This is a genomic window from Pseudomonas sp. FW300-N2F2 (assembly GCF_017351655.1).
GTDB classification, from domain to species: domain Bacteria; phylum Pseudomonadota; class Gammaproteobacteria; order Pseudomonadales; family Pseudomonadaceae; genus Aquipseudomonas; species Aquipseudomonas fluorescens_AA.
Map to the genome: position 1 here is coordinate 695579 of NZ_JACNDQ010000002.1, position 18163 is coordinate 713741.

An 18163-nucleotide genomic window follows, 5' to 3' on the forward strand; every position below is an offset into this window, starting at 1 on the left:
GCTCGCTCCCACAGGGGTACACATCAGAGGATAAATTCGTGTCCCCATTATCCAAACGCTGGCTCCTGCGAGCCGCTTCACTGCTGCTCTGCCTGTTGTTCTGGCAACTCGCTGCAACCGGCCACTGGAACCTCGGCCTGGTGACCTTCGCCAACGTCCCGACGCCACTGGCAGTTATCCAGGCGGCGCTGGGCCTGGGAGAGTCGGGCAACCTCGGCCGGCACCTGGGCAGCAGTCTGGGCCGGGTCTTTGCCGGTTATGGCGCGGCGCTGTTGATTGGCGTGGCGCTGGGCCTGGCCATCGGTCGTTCGAAATGGGCCGAAGACCTGTTGCTGCCGCCCCTGGAAGTGCTGCGGCCGATCCCGGCGGTGGCCTGGATTCCCCTGGCGATCCTGATGTTTCCCTCGTCGGAACTGTCGATGGTGTTCATCACCTTCACCGGCGCGCTGTTCCCGATCCTGCTCAACACCGTACACGGCGTCGAAGGCGTGGACCGGCGTTTGATCGCCTCGGCGAAAAGCCTCGGGGCCGGACGCCGGGCGATCCTGTTGGAGGTGATTCTGCCGGGCGCCGCGCCGAGCATCATCACCGGCCTGGCTATCGGCATGGGCACGTCCTGGTTCTGCCTGGTGACGGCGGAAATGATCGCCGGCCAGTACGGCATCGGCTACTACACCTGGGCCTCCTACACCGTGCAGAACTACGCCGACATCGTCGTCGGCATGTTGCTGATCGGTGTGTTGGGCATGGGCAGCAGCCTGTTGATCAAACGCCTGGGCGGGCTGTTCACGCCTTGGCATCGGCCACGAGGAAAAGCCTGATGAGCGTGATGCAAACACCCGAAGGACGGATCGATATCCGTCAGTTGTCCATTGTCCTTGGCCAGGGGCCCCAGGCCTTCGAAGCGGTCCAGGGGCTCGATTGCCAGATCGAGGCGGGCCAGTTCGTCTGTGTCCTCGGGCCGTCCGGCTGCGGCAAGTCCACCTTGCTCGGGGCCTTGGCCGGGCATCTGCAACCGCGCTCCGGCAGCTTGAATGTCGACGGCTTGAACGTTTCCGGCCCGTCGCCCCAACGCGGCATGGTGTTCCAGCAACACACGCTGTTTCCCTGGCGCAGCGTGCGCGACAACGTCGCCTTCGGCCTGAAGATGCGTGGCCTGGGCAAGGCCGAACGGCACCGGGCCGCTGATGAAATCCTTGCGCTGGTGGGCCTGGAAGGCTTCGCCGGGCACTGGCCGGATCAGCTTTCTGGGGGCATGCAGCAACGGGTGGAGATCGCCCGGGTGCTGGTCAACCGTCCACGGCTGCTGCTGATGGACGAACCCTTCGGCGCGCTCGATGCCCTGACCCGGTTGAATATGCAGGAGCTGCTGCTGGACATCTGGACCCGCATTCGCACCACCGTGGTGTTCGTCACCCACGACATCGATGAGGCGCTGTTCCTGGCCGATCGCTTGCTGGTGATGAGCCCGCGTCCGGGGCGGATCATCGAGGACCTGCGCCTGGACTTCCCACGGCCACGCACGACCGAACTGGTCACCCGCCCTGAATTCTCCCGCTTGAAGCGCCACTGCCTCGACCTGCTGCGCCATGAAGACGGTCGGCAGTTGCCGCGCCTCAACCCCCTCGGGCTTCCCCCTGAAACCTCCTTGCCGCGATTTGCCCTATGACCTCTCTATTCGAAAACACCGACAACGACGACATCCTTGCCCTGCAACCACGCCTGACTGACGAGGATCCGGGCGTGCGTCGCATCGCCCTGATCGAACTGGCCGACCTTGAGGAGCCTGAAGGCCTGCTGTGGCTGGTGGACCGTCTGGCTGAAGATCCCAGTGCCGACGTGCGAGCCGAAGCCGCGCGATTGCTTGAAGCCTGGGAGGACGCGCCGGTGGTGACGGCCTTGTGCGAGGCCCTGACCGATCCGTCGCCAAGTGTGCAGGCCGCTGCTGCCCAGAGCCTGAGCCTGCTCAAGAGCGAGGCGGCGGGAAGGGTGATCTTGCCCTGGACGGCCCATGCCGAGGCCGGTGTGCGCGTCGCGGCGTTCAGGGCCTTGCGCGAGTTGCGTCTGCTCGAGGCGGCACCGGCGGCCATCGTTGCCCTGGCTGACGGCGACGCCAGCGTGCGCCGCGAGGCGGTTGGCGTGCTGGGCTGGCTCAAGCACCTCGACGCCTTGCCGGCCTTGGCCCGGTTGGCCAGTGATGATCCGGATACGGAGGTGCGCCGCGCGGCCACCGGCGCCCTTGGCCTGGCTTCGGACGCGCAAGTCTTGCCGGCGCTGCGCCAGGCCCTCCGGGATCCGGCCTGGGCGGTGCGCGAAGAAGCCGCCACCACCTTGGGCAAGGTCGGTCACGCCGATGCCGGTCCGGCCCTGGTCGAGGCCTTGGGCGACGATTATTGGCAAGTGCGCTTGCGGGCCACTCGCAGCCTCGGTCGCTTGCGTTACGCCCCGGCGTTGGCGGCTTTGATCGAAACCCTGGGCCATCGCATCAGCAACTTGCGCAAGGAAGCGGCCCTGGCCTTGGGAGAGTTGAACGAACCAGGTGCAATCCCGGCGTTGCAGGCGGCCCAGGACGATGGCGACCCCGAAGTGCGCAAGGCCGTACGCATTGCCTTGGGTCAACTGCAATGAGCCCGCTGGCGCTGGGCAACTCCCAAGGCAAAGGTCAATTGCGCCTGGACTGGCCCGACGGTCGGGAACAACGCCTGGACCATGCCACCCTGCGCCAGCACTGCCCATGCTCGCGGTGCCGGGCGCTGCGCCTGCAAGGGCTGACCGTCCAGGTCGATCCGCGGATCCGGGTGGTGGCAGTCAACCCACAGGGCTACGGGGTGCAACTGGTCTTCAGTGATGGACATGAGCGGGGTATTTACCCGTGGGCCTACCTGGCGGGGCTTGAGGCTACCTGATCACCTCGGCCCCCTGTGGGAGCGAGCTTGCTCGCGATGAAGGCGGTACAGACAAGCTGTGAACTGACTGGCGGCGCTTGTCAGAAAAATCCCGAAAGAGTACAAATGTACTCCATGAAGACTCTCACTCCTCGCCGCACCGCCATCCTGACGTTCATCCGCGAACGCATCGCCGCTCAGGGTCAGCCTCCCAGCCTCGCTGAAATCAGCGAGGCGTTCGGTTTCGCCTCCCGTAGCGTGGCGCGCAAGCATGTGCTGGCGTTGACCGAGGCCGGTTTCATCGAAGTCAATCCGCACCAGGCCCGGGGCATCCGGCTGTTGAACCAGCCGCCACGGCCTGAACTGCTGGACGTGCCGGTGCTGGGGCGGGTGGCGGCTGGCGTGCCGATCGGCGCCGATGCCGAGGTTCACAGCCGCCTGATGCTGGACCCGGCGATTTTCACCAAGGCACCGGATTACCTGCTGCGGGTCCAGGGCGATTCGATGATCGAGGACGGCATTCTCGACGGTGACCTGGTGGGTGTGCAGCGCACCCCCCAGGCTTCCAACGGCCAGATCGTCGTGGCGCGCCTGGACGGTGAAGTCACTATCAAGCGCTTCGAGCGCATCGGCGAGCGGGTGCGTTTGCTGCCGCGCAACCCGGCCTACCAGCCGATCATCGTCGAGGCCGACCAGGACCTGGCGATAGAAGGGGTGTTCTGTGGCTTGGTGAGGCAAGGTTGATGGGCGCTGTCGTTGCGCTGGACACGCTGTTCAACGGCGGCCAGGTCTGGAAGGGCCGGCCTGCGCCGCCGGCCGCCAGTCCGCAACCCACTGGCCATGCAGCACTGGATGCGGCGTTGCCCAGTGGCGGCTGGCCGGAGGCGGCATTGACGGAGCTGCTCATCGCCGCGCCGGGCGTGGGTGAGTTGCAATTGGTGTGGCCGACCCTGGCGCGGCTGTCGGCAGCGGGGCAGCGGATCGTGCTGGTGGCGCCGCCATTCGTGCCTTATCCCCAGGCCTGGCAGAACGCCGGCATCGACCTGCGCCAGTTGTCGGTGATTCGCGCCGATGAGCGCGATGCCCTGTGGGCCACCGAACAATGCCTGCGTTCGGGCAGTTGTGGCGCGGTGCTGTGTTGGCCCCGCCAGGCGGACGACCGGGCCTTGCGGCGCTTGCAAGTGGCGGCGGAAACCGGGCAGGCCCTGGCGTTCGCCTGGCGCTCGATCCAGGAAGCCATCAACCCGTCGCCGGCGGCGCTGCGCATTGCCATCGATACCCGGCCTGCGCAGTTGCGCGTGCTCAAGTGCCGGGGCGGGCTGGCCCGTTCGGCACCGATTGCCTTTGCCACGCTCGCCCCACAAACCGGGCATTGAGGTTGCGATGCGCTGGGTCTGTATTCTCTTCCCGCAATTGGCGCTGGACGCCGCGCTGCGTCAGCGCCCCGATCCCGACCAGCCCCTGGCATTGCTGACTGGCCCGGCCCAGCGTCGAGTGCTGCAAGCGGTGAACGCGCCAGCACGGGCCCTGGGCTTGCGGCCCGGCCAGACCATGACCGCCGCCCAGGCCTTGAGCAAAGGCTTTGCCACCGCGGAATACGACGCGGCGCAGATCGAACATTGGCAGCAGTTCCTGGCAGCCTGGGCCTACCGTTTCAGCGCCCAGGTCAGCGTGCATTATCCGCGTACGCTGCTGTTCGAGATCGAGTCGAGCCTGGGCCTGTTCGGACCCTGGCCGGTGTTCGAGACGCGCTTGCGAGCCGAGCTGACCGAGCTGGGCTTTCGTCATCGCATCGTCGCCGCTCCGAACCCAGTGGCGGCACGGGTGTTGGCCAATGCCTATGACGCCTTGGTGGTGCCCGATACCGAGACCTTGCAACAGTACCTGGGACACATGCCCGTGGAGCGAATCGGCCTGGAACCCGACGTCGCCACGGCGCTGTCGCGCATGGGCCTGCGTCGCCTGAGCCAGGTCCAGGCCTTGCCCCGGCAGACCCTGGCACGGCGCTTCGAGGCCCAGGTGCTCAAGCACCTCGACGCGTTGACGGGCCATCGCACCCTGGCGCTGTCGTTCTACCTGCCACCGGACCGTTTCGATGTGCGCATCGAGCTCAACTATGACGTGCAATCCCATCAGGCGCTGTTGTTCCCGTTGCGCCGCCTGACCGGTGACCTGTCGGCCTTCCTCTGCGGACGCGACAGCGGCGTGCAGCGCTTCGACTTGCATCTGGAGCACGCCGGGTTGCCGGATACCGTGATCAAGGTCGGCCTGCTCAGTGCCGAACGGGCCCCGGCGATGCTCTTCGAACTGGCCCGCGGTCGCTTGGAGCAGGTGCAGGTCGAGGCTCCGGTGCGGGGCTTTCGCTTGTGTGCCGAAGACTTGCCGAGTTTCGTGCCCCAGCGCCTGGAGCTGTTCGACGAACGCCCCCAACAATCATTGCCCTGGGAGCAACTGCGCGAACGCTTGCGCGCCCGGCTGGGGGATGACGCTGTGCAGGGCCTGGGGTTTCGCGACGACCATCGGCCTGAGTGCGCCTGGCAGATGACGTCCCAACCCCGATCCCAGGCTTGTCCGGTGCGCGACGGCGTGCAGCGTCCTGGCTGGCTGCTGGAGGAGCCCCAGGCATTGCCGCAAGGTCAGGCGCACATCCTCATGGGCCCCGAGCGCATCGAGACCGGTTGGTGGGATGGCGCGGATGTGCGCCGCGACTATTACCTGATCGAAACCCGCAGCGGACAACGTGGCTGGGCCTATCGACCGGTGGGCGAGGGCGGGCCGCTGTGGCTGCAGGGCTGGTTCGCATGAGCGTTGAGTATGCCGAGCTGCATTGCCTGTCGAACTTCAGCTTCCAGCGCGGCGCCTCCAGTGCCCTGGAGTTGTGCCGTCGCGCCAAACAGCAGGGCTACCAGGCCCTGGCGATCACCGACGAATGCAGCCTGGCCGGGATCGTCCGGGCCTGGCAGGCGGCCAGGGAGTTGGCGCTGCCACTGATCGTCGGCAGCGAGATCCAGGTCGAGAACGGTCCGAAACTGGTGTTGCTGGTGGAAAACCTGGACGGTTATCAAACCTTGTGCCGGTTGATCACCCGCGCCCGGCGTCGCAGCGAGAAGGGCCACTACCGCATCGTGCGAGAGGACTTCGACCAACCCTTGCCGGGGCTGCTGGCGTTGTGGATAGCCGAGGGCAAAGACGCCGAGGAACATGGGCGTTGGCTCCAGCCGATCTTTGCCGGGAGCCTGTGGCTGACGGTCCAGTTGCATTGCGGGCAGGACGACCGGCGTCGGCTGGCGGATGTGCTGGCGTTGGCGGAGCGCTTGAACCTTCCTGCCGTGGCCAGCGGCGATGTGCACATGCACGCGCGCGGCCGTCGCGCCTTGCAGGACACCATGACCGCCATCCGTCACCACGTCACGGTGGCCGAGGCCGGCCAGCGCTTGCACCCCAACGGCGAGCGCCACCTGCGCAGCCGCGAGGATCTGGCCGATCTCTACCCGCAGGCCTTGCTCGATGAAACCCTGAACATCGCCCGACGCTGCACCTTCGACCTCGGCCAACTGCGCTATCAATACCCCCGCGAGCTGGTGCCCGAGGGGCATGATCCGGCGTCCTGGCTGCGGGAACTGACCGAGCGCGGCATGCGCGAGCGGTGGAAGGACGGCGTGACAGACAAGGTACGGGTGCAGATCGACAAGGAGCTGAGCCTGATCGCCGAGTTGAGCTATGACAGCTATTTCCTCACCGTGCAGGACATCGTCAGCTTTGCCCGCAGCCGTCATATCCTTTGCCAGGGGCGCGGTTCGGCGGCCAACTCGGCGGTGTGCTACGCCTTGGGCATCACCGAAATCGACCCCAGCCTCACCAGCCTGTTGTTCGAACGTTTCCTGTCCCGGGAGCGCAACGAGCCGCCGGACATCGACGTCGACTTCGAACACGACCGTCGCGAGGAAGTGCTGCAATACGTGTTCCAGCGCTACGGTCGGCATCGTGCGGCCTTGACGGCAGTGGTCAGCAGTTACCACGGCGCCGGGGCGGTACGCGATGTGGCCAAGGCCTTGGGTTTGCCGCCGGATCAGGTCAACGCCCTGGCCGATTGCTGTGGGCGCTGGAGCGACGAGGCGCCGCCGTTGGAGCGCTTGCGTGAAGGCGGCTTCGATCCGGACAGCCCGGTGTTGCGTCGGGTCCTGAGCCTGACCCGGCAATTGATCGGTTTTCCCCGGCACTTATCCCAGCACCCCGGCGGTTTCGTGATTTCCGAACAGCCCCTGGACACCCTGGTGCCGGTGGAAAACGCCGCCATGGCCGAGCGCACCATCATCCAGTGGGACAAGGACGACCTGGACGCGGTCGGGCTGCTCAAGGTGGACATCCTGGCCTTGGGCATGCTCAGCGCGATCCGGCGCTGTTTCGACTTGATCGAGCAGTACCGGGGGCAGCGTTATGCTCTGGCGTCGCTGCCCCAGGACGATCGGGCTACCTATGAAATGATCAGTCGCGCCGACACCATCGGTGTCTTCCAGATCGAGTCCCGGGCGCAGATGTCAATGTTGCCTCGGCTGAGACCCAAGACGTTCTACGACTTGGTCATCGAAGTGGCGATCGTGCGGCCCGGGCCGATCCAGGGTGGGATGGTGCACCCGTACCTGCGGCGCAGAAACAACGAAGAGGCGGTGACTTATCCCTCTGACGCGTTGAAAGGAGTGCTCAACCGCACCCTGGGTGTTCCCTTGTTTCAGGAACAGGTCATGCAGATCGCCATCGTCGCGGCCGATTACACCCCGGGAGAAGCCGACCAGTTGCGGCGTTCCATGGCTGCCTGGAAACGTCACGGCGGGTTGGAGCCCCATCGGGAACGCCTGGCGCAAGGGATGAAGAAAAACGGCTACACCGCTGAATTCGCCGCGCAAATCTTTGAACAGATCAAAGGCTTCGGCAATTACGGTTTCCCCGAGTCCCACGCCGCCAGTTTCGCCTTGCTGACCTACGCCAGCAGTTGGCTCAAATGCCACGAACCGGCGGCGTTCGCCTGTGCCCTGATCAACAGCTGGCCGATGGGCTTCTACAGCCCGGACCAGATCCTCCAGGATGCCCGCCGGCATCAACTGTCGATCCACCCGGTGGACGCGCGCGCCAGCGATTGGGATTGCAGCCTCGAGCCCATGGACGGCCGGCAACCGGCGATCCGCCTGGGGCTGCGCCTGGTCAAGGGCTTTCGCGAAGAGGATGCCCTGCGTGTCGAAGCGGCGCGCCGGCATCGGCCTTTCAGCGACGTGGCCGACTTGGGCGAGCGCGCGCAACTCGATGCCCGGGCCCTGGCGCAACTGGCCGACGCGGGGGCCTTGCAGGGCTTGGCCGGGGATCGCCATCGGGCCCGCTGGGAAGTGGCCGGAGTGCAGAAGCAACTGGGCTTGTTCGCCGGTTTGCCCAGCCAGGAAGAACCGCCCGTGGCGCTGCCCGCACCCACACTGGGGGAAAACCTGTTTGCCGATTACGCCACGCTGGGCACGACACTGGGCCCTCATCCGCTGGCCTTGTTGCGTCCCGAACTGCGCGCCCGGCGCTGCCGCAGCTCCCGGGAATTGCAGGACGTGGAGCATGGCCGCAATGTCAGCGTCGCCGGGCTGGTCACCGGCCGCCAACGCCCGGGCACGGCCAGCGGCGTGACCTTCGTCACCCTGGAAGATGAGTTCGGCAACCTCAACGTGGTGGTCTGGCGCGACCTGGCCGAGCGCCAACGCAAGACCCTGGTGGGCTCGCAATTGCTCAGGGTCGACGGCCGCTGGGAAAGCGTCGGCGAGGTCCGCCACTTGATCGCCGGGCGCTTGAGCGACCTGACTGAATTGCTGGCGGGTATCCAAGTGCAGAGCCGCGATTTCCGCTGAGCCCCAGCAACACCGCCGTTTTTGTGGCGAGGGAGCTTGCTCCCGCTGGGCTGCGTAGCAGCCCCACCAAAAAATGGTTTACGCAATCCATCAGGCACACCGCGTCAGCCGGTTTACGACGGCTGCGCCGCCGAGCGGGAGCAAGCTCCCTCGCCACAGGATTGTGCGCAAACCGATCACCATGAAACCAAACGCCAACCTGGCGCTCGAAGCTCTGATCGCAAGGGATTTGTGTCTGTTGATTCCCTGCAGGCATTTTGAGGTTCAGAGTCGACCATGGAGTTTCTATCCCAGAATCACGGCTGCCCTGGGTGGGGTGGTGAGATGGCCGGGCGTATCCAGGCGTTCGATTGGAGCCGAACCGAGTTGGGCGCCATCGAGCACTGGTCCGCCAGCTTGCGCAGCGCTGTCCAATTGTTGCTGGCTTCGCCCCTGCCGATGGTGATGTTGTGGGGCCGCCAGGGCTTCATGATTTACAACGATGCCTATGCCGAGTTCGCCGGCGGCCGGCATCCCTACTTGCTGGGGTGCGCGGTGGAGTTGGGGTGGCCGGAGGTTGCCGAATTCAATCGCCATGTGCTGGACGTCTGTCTGGCCGGCGGTACCTTGTCCTACCGCAGCAAAGAGCTGGTCCTGCTGCGCGATGGCAAGCCTGAAGACGTGTGGATGGACCTCTACTACAGCCCGGTGCCCGATGATGACCAGTCCCCGGGGGGCGTGCTGGCGATTGTGGTGGAAACCACGGAGCACGTATTGACCGAGCGCGCCCGGCAAGAGGCCGAACGCAGTTACCGCGCGGTCAATGAACGCATCCAGCTGGCGCTCTCGGCCGGGCCCTTGCTGGGGTCGTTCGTCTGGGACATCCAGGCCGACACGCTGTCGGGCGATGAGCGTTTTGCCCGTACCTTCAACTACCCACCCGACTGTCCGCTGGACGCACTGCCCATCGAGATTGCCCGCCAGGGCATCCACCCGGACGACCTTGAAGAGGTCAACCAGCGGGTCGAACTGACCGTGCGCACAGGCACGCCCTACAGCGCCGAGTATCGGGTCCGCCGCCTGGGCGGTGACTACCGGTGGGTACTGGCCAGCGGTCGCTGCGAGTTCGACAGGACAGGCCGGCCCCTGCGGTTTCCGGGAGTGCTGATTGATATCGACGAGCGCAAGACGGCCGAAGCTTCGCTGCTCAAATTCACCCGCGACCTGGAGCAGCGTGTCGCCAACGAGGTGCAGGCGCGGCTGGCAGCGGAAGAGCAGTTGCGCCAGTCGCAGAAGCTCGAGGCCATTGGCGGCCTCACCGGTGGCGTGGCCCATGACTTCAACAACTTGCTGCAAGTGATCGCCGGCAACCTGCACTTGCTGGCCCGCCACGAACGGGACAACGCCAATGTGCAACGGCGGGTCAGTGCCTCCATCGAAGCCGTGGAGCGGGGCGCAAAGTTGTCATCGCAACTGCTGGCTTTTGCCCGGCGCCAGCCATTGTCACCGGCGGTCTACAACCCTCGGCGCATCTACGAGGGCATGGGTGAACTGCTGCAACGGGCCTTGGGCGAAACCATCCTGATTGAAGTGAGCCTGCCCCAGGAACCCTGGCGCATCCATGTCGATCGCAATCAGCTGGAAAATGCCCTGTTGAACCTGGCGATCAATGCGCGTGATGCCATGCGGGGCGAGGGCACCATCCATCTGATCGGCGAGAACATCGTGCTCGATGAGGCGTTTTGCGCCGGCAAGGGGATTGCGGCCGGCGACTATGTCCGGCTGTCGGTGATCGATTGCGGTGCCGGCATGCCGCCCGACGTCCTGAAGCAGGTGTTCGAACCGTTTTTCACCACCAAGACCGATGGCCAGGGCACCGGGCTTGGATTGAGCATGGTGTTCGGGTTCGTCAAGCAGAGTGGCGGCCATATCGAGATCGCCAGTGACCTGGGCGAAGGCACGCGGGTGCGGATGTATTTCCCTCGAAGCCTCGCGCCCGAAGCAGGGGAAACCGAGCAACATGATGCGCTTCATTCCGGCCGGCAAGAGACGATCCTGGTGGTGGAGGACAACGCCCAGGTGCGCAGCGCGTCGGTGGAACTGCTGGAACAGTCCGGCTACAAGACCCTCACGGCCGCCAACGGCGATGAGGCGATGAAGCTGCTGCTGGATGGCACCCCGGTGGACCTGATCTTCACTGACGTAGTCATGCCCGGCCTGATCAAGAGTTCCGACCTGGCCGCCTGGGCCAAGGTGCAGACCCCGCCGGTCCCCGTGCTGTTCACCTCGGGGCACACCCGGGACATCATCTCCCGCAACCATCAATTGAGCCCCGATACCCATTTGTTGAGCAAACCCTACGGTCCGGACGCACTGGCCCGGATGGTGAGGAGCGTGCTGGGCGGTTGATCGCGGCGTTTTAAACAAATGGAACCGAAGCCGTCGCGTCACCTTCGAATGTTCAAGACCGGTCATCCATCCGGCCCTGTCATGAACGAGGTGCCCATGAACGACGATCCCGCAAACACTCAGCAACAAGGCCAGGCACAGACGCCATCCCCGCGTAACGATCCGGCCATCGATCCCCAGGTCCCGAGCAAGCCTTCGAGTGCCGAGCCCGTCAGTCCTGCCGGGGCGGACCAGGCTGACAGCGCCGCCACTGAGGTCGACCAGAAGCAGCATCATCAGGACAACGACAACACCTTCAGCCCCGGCTTCAAGCCTGACCCGGACCGGCCGAAATCCGGTGACGACACGGATGCTGACATCGACACCGATGGTGGCTAGACACATCACCGCATCATGGTGGTGAATGCAAAACGCATGAACACCCACAATCTCCTGTGGGAGCGAGCTTGCTCGCGATAGCGCTGGGTCAGCCGCTTTATTCAGCCTTGAAGCAATACACAGCCAACTTGTTGCCATCCAGGTCCCTGGCATAAGCGGCAAAGGCATTGTCCGCCCAACTGCGGGGGCCTGGCAGGCCTTCGCAGACGCCGCCGTTTGCCAAGGCGGCCATATGGAACGCCTGGACCGCAGCGCGGTTCGGCGCTTCGAAGCTCACCGTGACACCATTGCCGATGGACGCCGGATTGCCATTGGCCGGGTTGAGGACAAAGAACGACGGCTTGTCGACGCCCCAGATGGAGCCGGCATCCGCGAGATCAGCAACACGCTTGAGGCCGATCTCTTTCAAGGTGGCGTCATAAAACGCACGTGCTTTTGCCAGGTTGTTGGTGCCGACGGTGACATGGGTAAAAACGGACATCTTGGTTTCCTTGCTATGGGGGGAATTGGTTTTTCGAGCGGATCTCAGAAATGAATGACGGTACGAATGCTTTGCCCGGTGGGCATCAACTCGAAGGCGTCGTTGGTCTTGTCCAGGGGCATGTGCAACGCTGCCCACTTGAGAAAAACGATGAACCTGTGGCGAGGGAGCTTGCTCCCGCTTGAGCGCGAAGCGCTCACGAAATGGGTCTGCTGCGCAGCCCAGCGGGAGCAAGCTCCCTCGCCACAGGTTTACCGAGCGCCTTACCTCAAATGTCCTTGACCAGCCGCAGCGCATCGTAGATAGCCGCATGGGTATTACGCGCCGACACCGCGTCGCCAATTCGGAATAGCTGGAAACGGCCCTCCGGGTTGGTCACGATATTCTGGGTTTTCCCGGCGATCAGATTGTGCTGCTCCACCGCGCCGTTATTGCTCGAGTGCGGGCGCAGTTCGAAGTACAAATCGTCCAGGGGCAGGGTGCCGTGGTTGACCACCACCTGATCGACCACGCGCTGCTTGTGCACCTGACCATAATCGCTGCCGAAGTTGGCCACCAATTGACCGTCGCGCTTCTCCACGGAGTCGACCCGATAGGTGACCGTGAAGGTAACGTTCAGGTCTTGCAGGCTGCGCATGTAAGGCACCAGGTTCATCGCCATCACCTCCGGCGCAAACGACCGGTCCGGCGTGACGATCTCCAGTTTCGCACCGCTGTTGGCGATGACCTCGGCTGCTTGTAGCGCCGCGTGGTCGCCGGCATCGTCGAAGATCAGCACGTTCTGGCCGGGCTTGACGTCGCCGGAAATGATGTCCCAGGTCGACACCACCAGCTCATTGCCGTGCTTGAGCACTTCGGTATGGGGCAAGCCGCCCGTGGCGACGATCACCACGTCCGGTGCCTCGGCCATGACGGTCTCGGCTTCGGCCCAGGTGTTGAATTGGAACTTCACCCCCAGCCGTTCGCATTGCGCCATGCGCCAATCGATGATGCTGATCATCTCGCGCCGCCGCTCGCTCTGCGCAGTCAAGCGGATCTGCCCACCGGGCTGATCCGCCACTTCGAACACCGAGACGTCGTGGCCGCGCTCGCCGGCCACCCGTGCCGCCTCCAGGCCCGCCGGGCCGGTGCCGATCACCACCACCTTGCGCTTGACCGACGCCTTGGGGATTTCGTGGGGCATGGTGGTTTCGCGGCCGGTGGCGGCGTTGTGGATGCAGTACGCGGCGCCGCCCTGATAGATGCGGTCCAGGCAATAGTTGGCACCGACGCAGGGACGGATCTCTTCTTCACGTTTCTCGATGATCTTGCGCACGATGTGCGGGTCGGTCATGTGCGCCCGGGTCATGCCGATCATGTCCACCTTGCCGGAGGCGATGGCGTGACGCGCCGTGGCGACGTCCGGAATCTTGGCCGCATGGAACGTCGGGAAGCCGGTGGCCGAACGGATCTCGCCGGCAAAATCCAGGTGCGGCGAGTTGCGCATGCCCTGGATGGGGATCACGTCGGTGAGGCCTGCATCGGTATCGATGTGCCCGCGCACGACGTTGAGGAAATCCACCAGCCCACTGTCCTTGAGCATGTGGGAGATCTGGAGACCGTCGCTGGCACCGAAGCCGCCGGGCAGGTCTTCATCGCCGGTGTAGCGCACCCCGAGCAGGAAGTCCTCGCCACAGCGCTGGCGAATGCCGCGTAACACATCAAAAGTGAAGCGCATCCGGTTTTCCAGCGAACCACCGTAGGGCCCGTCGAGATCGTTGGTCAACGGCGACCAGAACTGATCCATGAGGTGCCCGTAGGCCTGCAGTTCCAGGCCGTCAAGACCAGCCGCCTTCATGCGTTCGGCGGCATCGACGTAGTCCTTGATGATGCGATCGATGTCCCATTCTTCCATCTTTTTCGGAAACGACCGGTGAGACGCTTCGCGGCGATGGGAAGGCGATACCACCGGCAACCAGTCAGCCTTGTCCCAGCGCGTGCGCCGGCCCAGGTGGGTCAGTTGAATCATCACCGCCGCGCCGTGTTCGTGGCACTCGTCGGTGATGTCCTTCATCCATTTGACCACTTCGTCCTTGTACGCCAGCACGTTGTTGAACACCGGTGGGCTGTCGCGGGAAACGGCGGCGGAGCCCGCCGTCATGGTCAGCGCCACGCCGGCCTTGGCGCGTTCGACGTGATAGGCGCGGTACAGATCCTTCGGCATGCCGTCGACAGGATAAGCGGGCTCGTGGGAGGTGGTCATGATCCGGTTTTTGAGGGTCAGGTGCTTGATCTTATAGGGCTGCAGCAGAGGATCGCTGGACATGGTGTTGCGCTCCGGGAACAGAACATCAGGCTTGGTTTGACATAACGGTATGTCGAATGTTCATGAGTGTCAACGGTTGGGACACAGGTGTACATTTTTCTTGCGTGACGTAAAAACCAGGATTACCATCCAGTCGAAACAGGGGTGGTCCGGCTCGTGCGGCCGGCCATCGCGCATCGATCCAAAGTGCAAGGGGGCTGTGCGAAGCGCTATGCCAGGAACCATGAAAGTACTCGTTGCGGTAAAACGCGCCATCGACCCGAATGTGAAAGTCCGGGTGAAAGCCGATGGTTCAGACGTCGAGCTCAATGGCGTGAAGATGGCCTTGAATCCGTTCTGCGAAATCGCGGTGGAAGAAGCGATTCGCCTCAAGGAAAAGGGGCTGGCATCCGAAGTGGTGGTGGTCTCGGTGGGCACGTCGGCGGCGCAGGAACAACTGCGCACGGCATTGGCGCTCGGCGCGGACCGGGCAGTGCTGGTCGAGACGAATGCGCTACTCGAGCCGCTCAACGTCGCCAAGTACCTGAGCAAAGTGATCGATCAGGAAAAGCCGCAACTGATCCTGTTCGGCAAACAGGCGATCGACCAGGAGAACAATCAGGTCGGGCAAATGGTCGCGCAGTTGATCGGTAGCGGTCAGGCCACTTACGCCTCGGCAATCAATCACGTCGACTGGCAATGGGTCGTCGAACGTGAAGTCGACGGTGGCAGCCAGGTGGTCGCCCTCGCCATGCCGGCCGTGGTGACCTGTGACTTGCGCCTGAACCAACCGCGCTACGCCTCGTTGCCGAACATCATGAAAGCCAAGAAAAAACCGCTGGAAATCATTGCCGCAGACACCTTGGGCGCGAGCGTGAAGGAACACGCTCGGTTATTAGGGGTGGTCCCGCCTGCGGTGCGCAAAGCGGGGATCAACGTCGGTTCGGTGGCCGAGCTGGTGGATAAATTGAAGAACGTTGCGGGGGTGATTTGATGCGCACATTGGTGATCGCCGAGCACAGTGCCGGTCAACTGACGGCTGGTACATGGAGTGCCGTGACCGCCGCCATGGCCCTGGGGGCCGAGACGGATTTGCTGGTGATGGGCGGGACGGCCGCATTGGCAGTGGCGCAACAGGCGGCGCTCACCCAGGGTCTGGATCGGGTGCTGCTCGCACAAGGGGCGATGTTCGAAAATGCCCTGGCTGAAAATGTCCAACCGCTGGTCACTTCACTGGTGGTCGAGGGGTATACGCACGTCGTTGCCGACGCCAGCAGCATGGGCCGCAATGTACTGCCACGGATCGCGGCGAGCCTGGATGTCGGCATGCTGTCCGACGTCACCCAGATCGTCTCGACGGACACGTTCCAACGACCCATTTATGCCGGCAATGCCATCGCCACGGTGCAGTCCCTCGATCCGATCAAGTTGCTCACCGTCCGTGCCTCGGCGTTCGCCCAGGCCCTGTCCCACGAGCATCGCTGCGAAGTGGTGGTAGTGGAGGGCGGGCAAAGCGCAAGCAATGTGCGCTTCGTGAGCGAACAACTGACGGCCAGCGAAAGGCCCGACCTGTCGAGCGCCCGCGTCGTCGTGTCCGGTGGCCGCGGGATGCAGGGCAAAGAGCATTTCGCCCTGATCGAGCGGGTGGCGGACAAGCTTGGCGGTGCCGTAGGGGCCTCGCGTGCCGCGGTGGATTCGGGGTTTGCCCCCAACGATCTGCAGGTCGGGCAGACCGGGAAAATCGTCGCGCCAGAGCTTTACATCGCGGCGGGTATCAGTGGCGCCATTCAACATTTGGCGGGCATGAGTGGTTCAAAGGTCATCGTTGCGATCAACCAGGACGCTGAAGCGCCGATTGCCCAGGTGGCGGATTACATGTGGGTGGCGGATCTGTTCGAGGCCTTGCCGGCGCTCGAAAAAGCATTGTGAGTGCTTACATTCATAAGTTCCGCCAGAGGGCGGAGGAGGGCCGGACGACCTGAATACATGAAGGGTTTCGCATAACCAGAACTTATCCATGCATAACATTAAATCCCTTGAGGAGTGTAATGGCACTCTGCTTTGATGAGGGAACGTGAATTCTTCTGCTGCCCTGCCAATAACTATTAATACAGTACGCGGAGATGCACCATGATGACGTTTTCCAGTAAAACTCGTATTGGCTGGCTTGCAGGCCTGGCGATGGCCGCCGGCAGCCTGATGGCCCACGCCGAGGAACCCACGCCCATTCGTATCGGTTGGGTGAATTGGTCGGATACGGAAATCGCTGTAAAGCTGGCGGATACCGCATTGCGCGACCACTTGAAGCAACCGGTCAAGTTGGTGCTCGCCGATATTGGTATCCAGTTCCAGGCCTTGGCCAACGGCAATATCGACCTGATCCCGATGGTCTGGCTGCCGAACACTCACAAGGCATTCTATGACAAGTACCAGGACAAGCTCGAAGACCTTGGCGTGCTGTATGAAGGTCGGATCGGCATGGCCGTGCCAACGTCCATTCCCACCAGCGAACTCGCCACTGTCGAGGACCTCAACAAGCCTGAAGTGCGGCAAAAGCTCGACGGCAAGATCCTGACCTCGGAAGTGGGCAACGGCCAATACAAACTCACGGAAAAGGCCATCAAGGAATACAAGCTCGAAGGCTACAAGATGGTCGCCTCTTCAGAGTCTGGCATGTTGAGCGAGTTGGATCGCAACCTCAAACGTGACAAATGGGCCTTGATCAACGCCTGGAGCCCGCACTGGATGTTCGCCAAGTGGCCGCTGCGCTACCTGGATGATCCGAAGCAGGTTTTCGGCGGCGCCGAGCAGATTCACGCGATTGCCCGCAAAGGCTTTAGCGCCGAACATCCCGATGTCGCCCGGTTCTTCGCCAACTTCAAGATTCCCAAGGCCGACCTTGAGAAGCTGATGGCGACCGCCCGTGACAGTTCGGCAGACAAGGTCGTTGCCGAGTACTACGCCGCTAACAAGCCTCGTTTCGAGGCCATGTTTGGCAGTCAGACCGCCTCGGCGACCGTCAGCCAATAATCGCCGCCGTTGCTTGATAGGTGTTTGCAGTTCGGTGCCCTTGACGCAAAGTGAAGGGCGTCGGCTGTCATCGATACCGTTCGGGCTACCCTTGGAACATGTAGGGACCTGCTTCCAGTACCGCTGGGATACGTTGAGCAGCCTGTGATCTTCTTCTGCGTCTGACTCAGGAATGGGGTTGAAAACGATGGTCACCCGTCACGAGCCTTTGTCGTTGGATCCGGCCGTCACCTGCAGCGCGCAGTGGCTTCGGCGATCGCTGCATGAAATCCTCTCGAACCACCTGGCGGACGGTACATCCGGGGCGACACAGGCCTATGCCGCCGCCCTGGGCCTGACCGAGTGGACCCTCAAGAAGCCGCCAGCAACGCCCCGCGCGTTACCGGCAGTCCTGGCGCCCTATTTGGCCCAGGCATTCGACGCTGCGCCAAGAGCCCCCGAACACCTGGCAGGGGTATTGGAGGCGTTGAACGCGCTGGTGCCCCATGTTCCCTGGATCAATCGTCAGGCCCAGGCAGGCCAGGACGATCGGTTCGTGGAGCGGCATCGCCATGGCATGGTCACCGGTCCAGGGGGATTGTTCGACTGTCCCGGCATGACCCTGGGGTTGGCCCTCATGGCGCCCGAAACCTGTTATCCGTTCCACCAGCATCCTCCGGCTGAGTTCTATCTGGTGTTGTCCCCAGGCGACTGGTATCGCGAGGACGTAGGCTGGTGGACGCCCGGGGCAGGGGGCATTGTCATAAACCCACCGTCCTGCACCCATGCGATGAGATCAACGCAAGCGCCACTCCTGGCACTGTGGGGATTGCTCCATGAGCCCTGCGCTTGAGCCGAC

16 protein-coding genes are annotated in these 18163 nt (G+C 63.6%); 14 read left to right on the top strand and 2 right to left on the bottom strand.

The window, feature by feature from the left end; translation table 11 throughout:
• The first annotated feature begins 38 nt into the window (after window positions 1–38).
• From J4E63_RS17815 to J4E63_RS17860, 10 genes are all read left to right on the top strand, one after another.
• Window positions 39–821: an ABC transporter permease subunit gene (locus tag J4E63_RS17815; protein WP_207282817.1), complete on the top strand. Its 783-nt coding sequence runs from the start codon at window positions 39–41 to the stop codon at window positions 819–821.
• On the top strand, window positions 821–1669 hold the full coding sequence (locus J4E63_RS17820) for an ABC transporter ATP-binding protein (RefSeq protein WP_207282818.1): 849 nt from the start codon (window positions 821–823) through the stop codon (window positions 1667–1669). The genes J4E63_RS17815 and J4E63_RS17820 overlap by 1 nt, the downstream gene beginning before the upstream one ends.
• On the top strand, window positions 1666–2628 hold the full coding sequence (locus tag J4E63_RS17825) for a HEAT repeat domain-containing protein (RefSeq protein ID WP_207282819.1): 963 nt from the start codon (window positions 1666–1668) through the stop codon (window positions 2626–2628). The genes J4E63_RS17820 and J4E63_RS17825 overlap by 4 nt, the downstream gene beginning before the upstream one ends.
• On the top strand, window positions 2625–2906 hold the full coding sequence (locus J4E63_RS17830; protein ID WP_207282820.1) for a DUF971 domain-containing protein: 282 nt from the start codon (window positions 2625–2627) through the stop codon (window positions 2904–2906). The genes J4E63_RS17825 and J4E63_RS17830 overlap by 4 nt, the downstream gene beginning before the upstream one ends.
• A 105-nt stretch (window positions 2907–3011) precedes the next feature.
• Window positions 3012–3629 (top strand): transcriptional repressor LexA, encoded by a 618-nt coding sequence (gene lexA / locus J4E63_RS17835; protein WP_207282821.1) that lies wholly within the window; start codon window positions 3012–3014, stop codon window positions 3627–3629.
• On the top strand, window positions 3629–4261 hold the full coding sequence (gene imuA, locus J4E63_RS17840; protein WP_207282822.1) for a translesion DNA synthesis-associated protein ImuA: 633 nt from the start codon (window positions 3629–3631) through the stop codon (window positions 4259–4261). The genes lexA and imuA overlap by 1 nt, the downstream gene beginning before the upstream one ends.
• Window positions 4262–4268: 7 nt before the next feature.
• On the top strand, window positions 4269–5690 hold the full coding sequence (locus tag J4E63_RS17845) for a DNA polymerase Y family protein (protein WP_207282823.1): 1422 nt from the start codon (window positions 4269–4271) through the stop codon (window positions 5688–5690).
• Entirely contained in the window at window positions 5666–8764 is a 3099-nt protein-coding gene (locus J4E63_RS17850; protein WP_207282824.1) for an error-prone DNA polymerase, read from the top strand. Before J4E63_RS17845 ends, J4E63_RS17850 begins: the two co-directional genes overlap by 25 nt.
• Before the next feature lie 276 nt (window positions 8765–9040).
• A complete protein-coding gene (locus tag J4E63_RS17855; RefSeq protein ID WP_207282825.1) occupies window positions 9041–11152 on the top strand; it encodes a PAS domain-containing sensor histidine kinase in 2112 nt (703 codons plus the stop codon).
• A 96-nt stretch (window positions 11153–11248) separates the two neighbouring features.
• Window positions 11249–11530, top strand: coding sequence for a hypothetical protein (locus J4E63_RS17860; protein WP_259333934.1), 282 nt, complete (start codon window positions 11249–11251; stop codon window positions 11528–11530).
• Window positions 11531–11627: 97 nt separating this feature from the next.
• Here J4E63_RS17860 and J4E63_RS17865 read toward each other — a convergent pair whose 3' ends face one another.
• Together J4E63_RS17865 and J4E63_RS17870 are read right to left on the bottom strand one after the other, a co-directional pair.
• Window positions 11628–12011 (bottom strand): VOC family protein, encoded by a 384-nt coding sequence (locus J4E63_RS17865; protein WP_207282827.1) that lies wholly within the window; start codon window positions 12009–12011, stop codon window positions 11628–11630.
• 268 nt (window positions 12012–12279) lie between these two features.
• Window positions 12280–14316: an NADH:flavin oxidoreductase gene (locus J4E63_RS17870; protein ID WP_207282828.1), complete on the bottom strand. Its 2037-nt coding sequence runs from the start codon at window positions 14314–14316 to the stop codon at window positions 12280–12282.
• Between the two features lie 223 nt (window positions 14317–14539).
• Here J4E63_RS17870 and J4E63_RS17875 point away from each other — a divergent pair, with 223 nt between their 5' ends.
• The 4 genes from J4E63_RS17875 to J4E63_RS17890 all read left to right on the top strand — a co-directional run bounded on the left by J4E63_RS17875 (window position 14540) and on the right by J4E63_RS17890 (window position 18157).
• Complete coding sequence (locus J4E63_RS17875; RefSeq protein WP_207282829.1) at window positions 14540–15289, top strand: electron transfer flavoprotein subunit beta/FixA family protein; 750 nt, start codon at window positions 14540–14542, stop codon at window positions 15287–15289.
• A complete protein-coding gene (locus J4E63_RS17880; protein ID WP_207282830.1) occupies window positions 15289–16224 on the top strand; it encodes an electron transfer flavoprotein subunit alpha/FixB family protein in 936 nt (311 codons plus the stop codon). The genes J4E63_RS17875 and J4E63_RS17880 overlap by 1 nt, the downstream gene beginning before the upstream one ends.
• Window positions 16225–16425: 201 nt before the next feature.
• Window positions 16426–17325: a glycine betaine ABC transporter substrate-binding protein gene (locus J4E63_RS17885; protein ID WP_207282831.1), complete on the top strand. Its 900-nt coding sequence runs from the start codon at window positions 16426–16428 to the stop codon at window positions 17323–17325.
• A 172-nt stretch (window positions 17326–17497) separates the two neighbouring features.
• Complete coding sequence (locus tag J4E63_RS17890; protein WP_207282832.1) at window positions 17498–18157, top strand: dimethylsulfonioproprionate lyase family protein; 660 nt, start codon at window positions 17498–17500, stop codon at window positions 18155–18157.
• The last annotated feature ends 6 nt before the right edge of the window (window positions 18158–18163 follow it).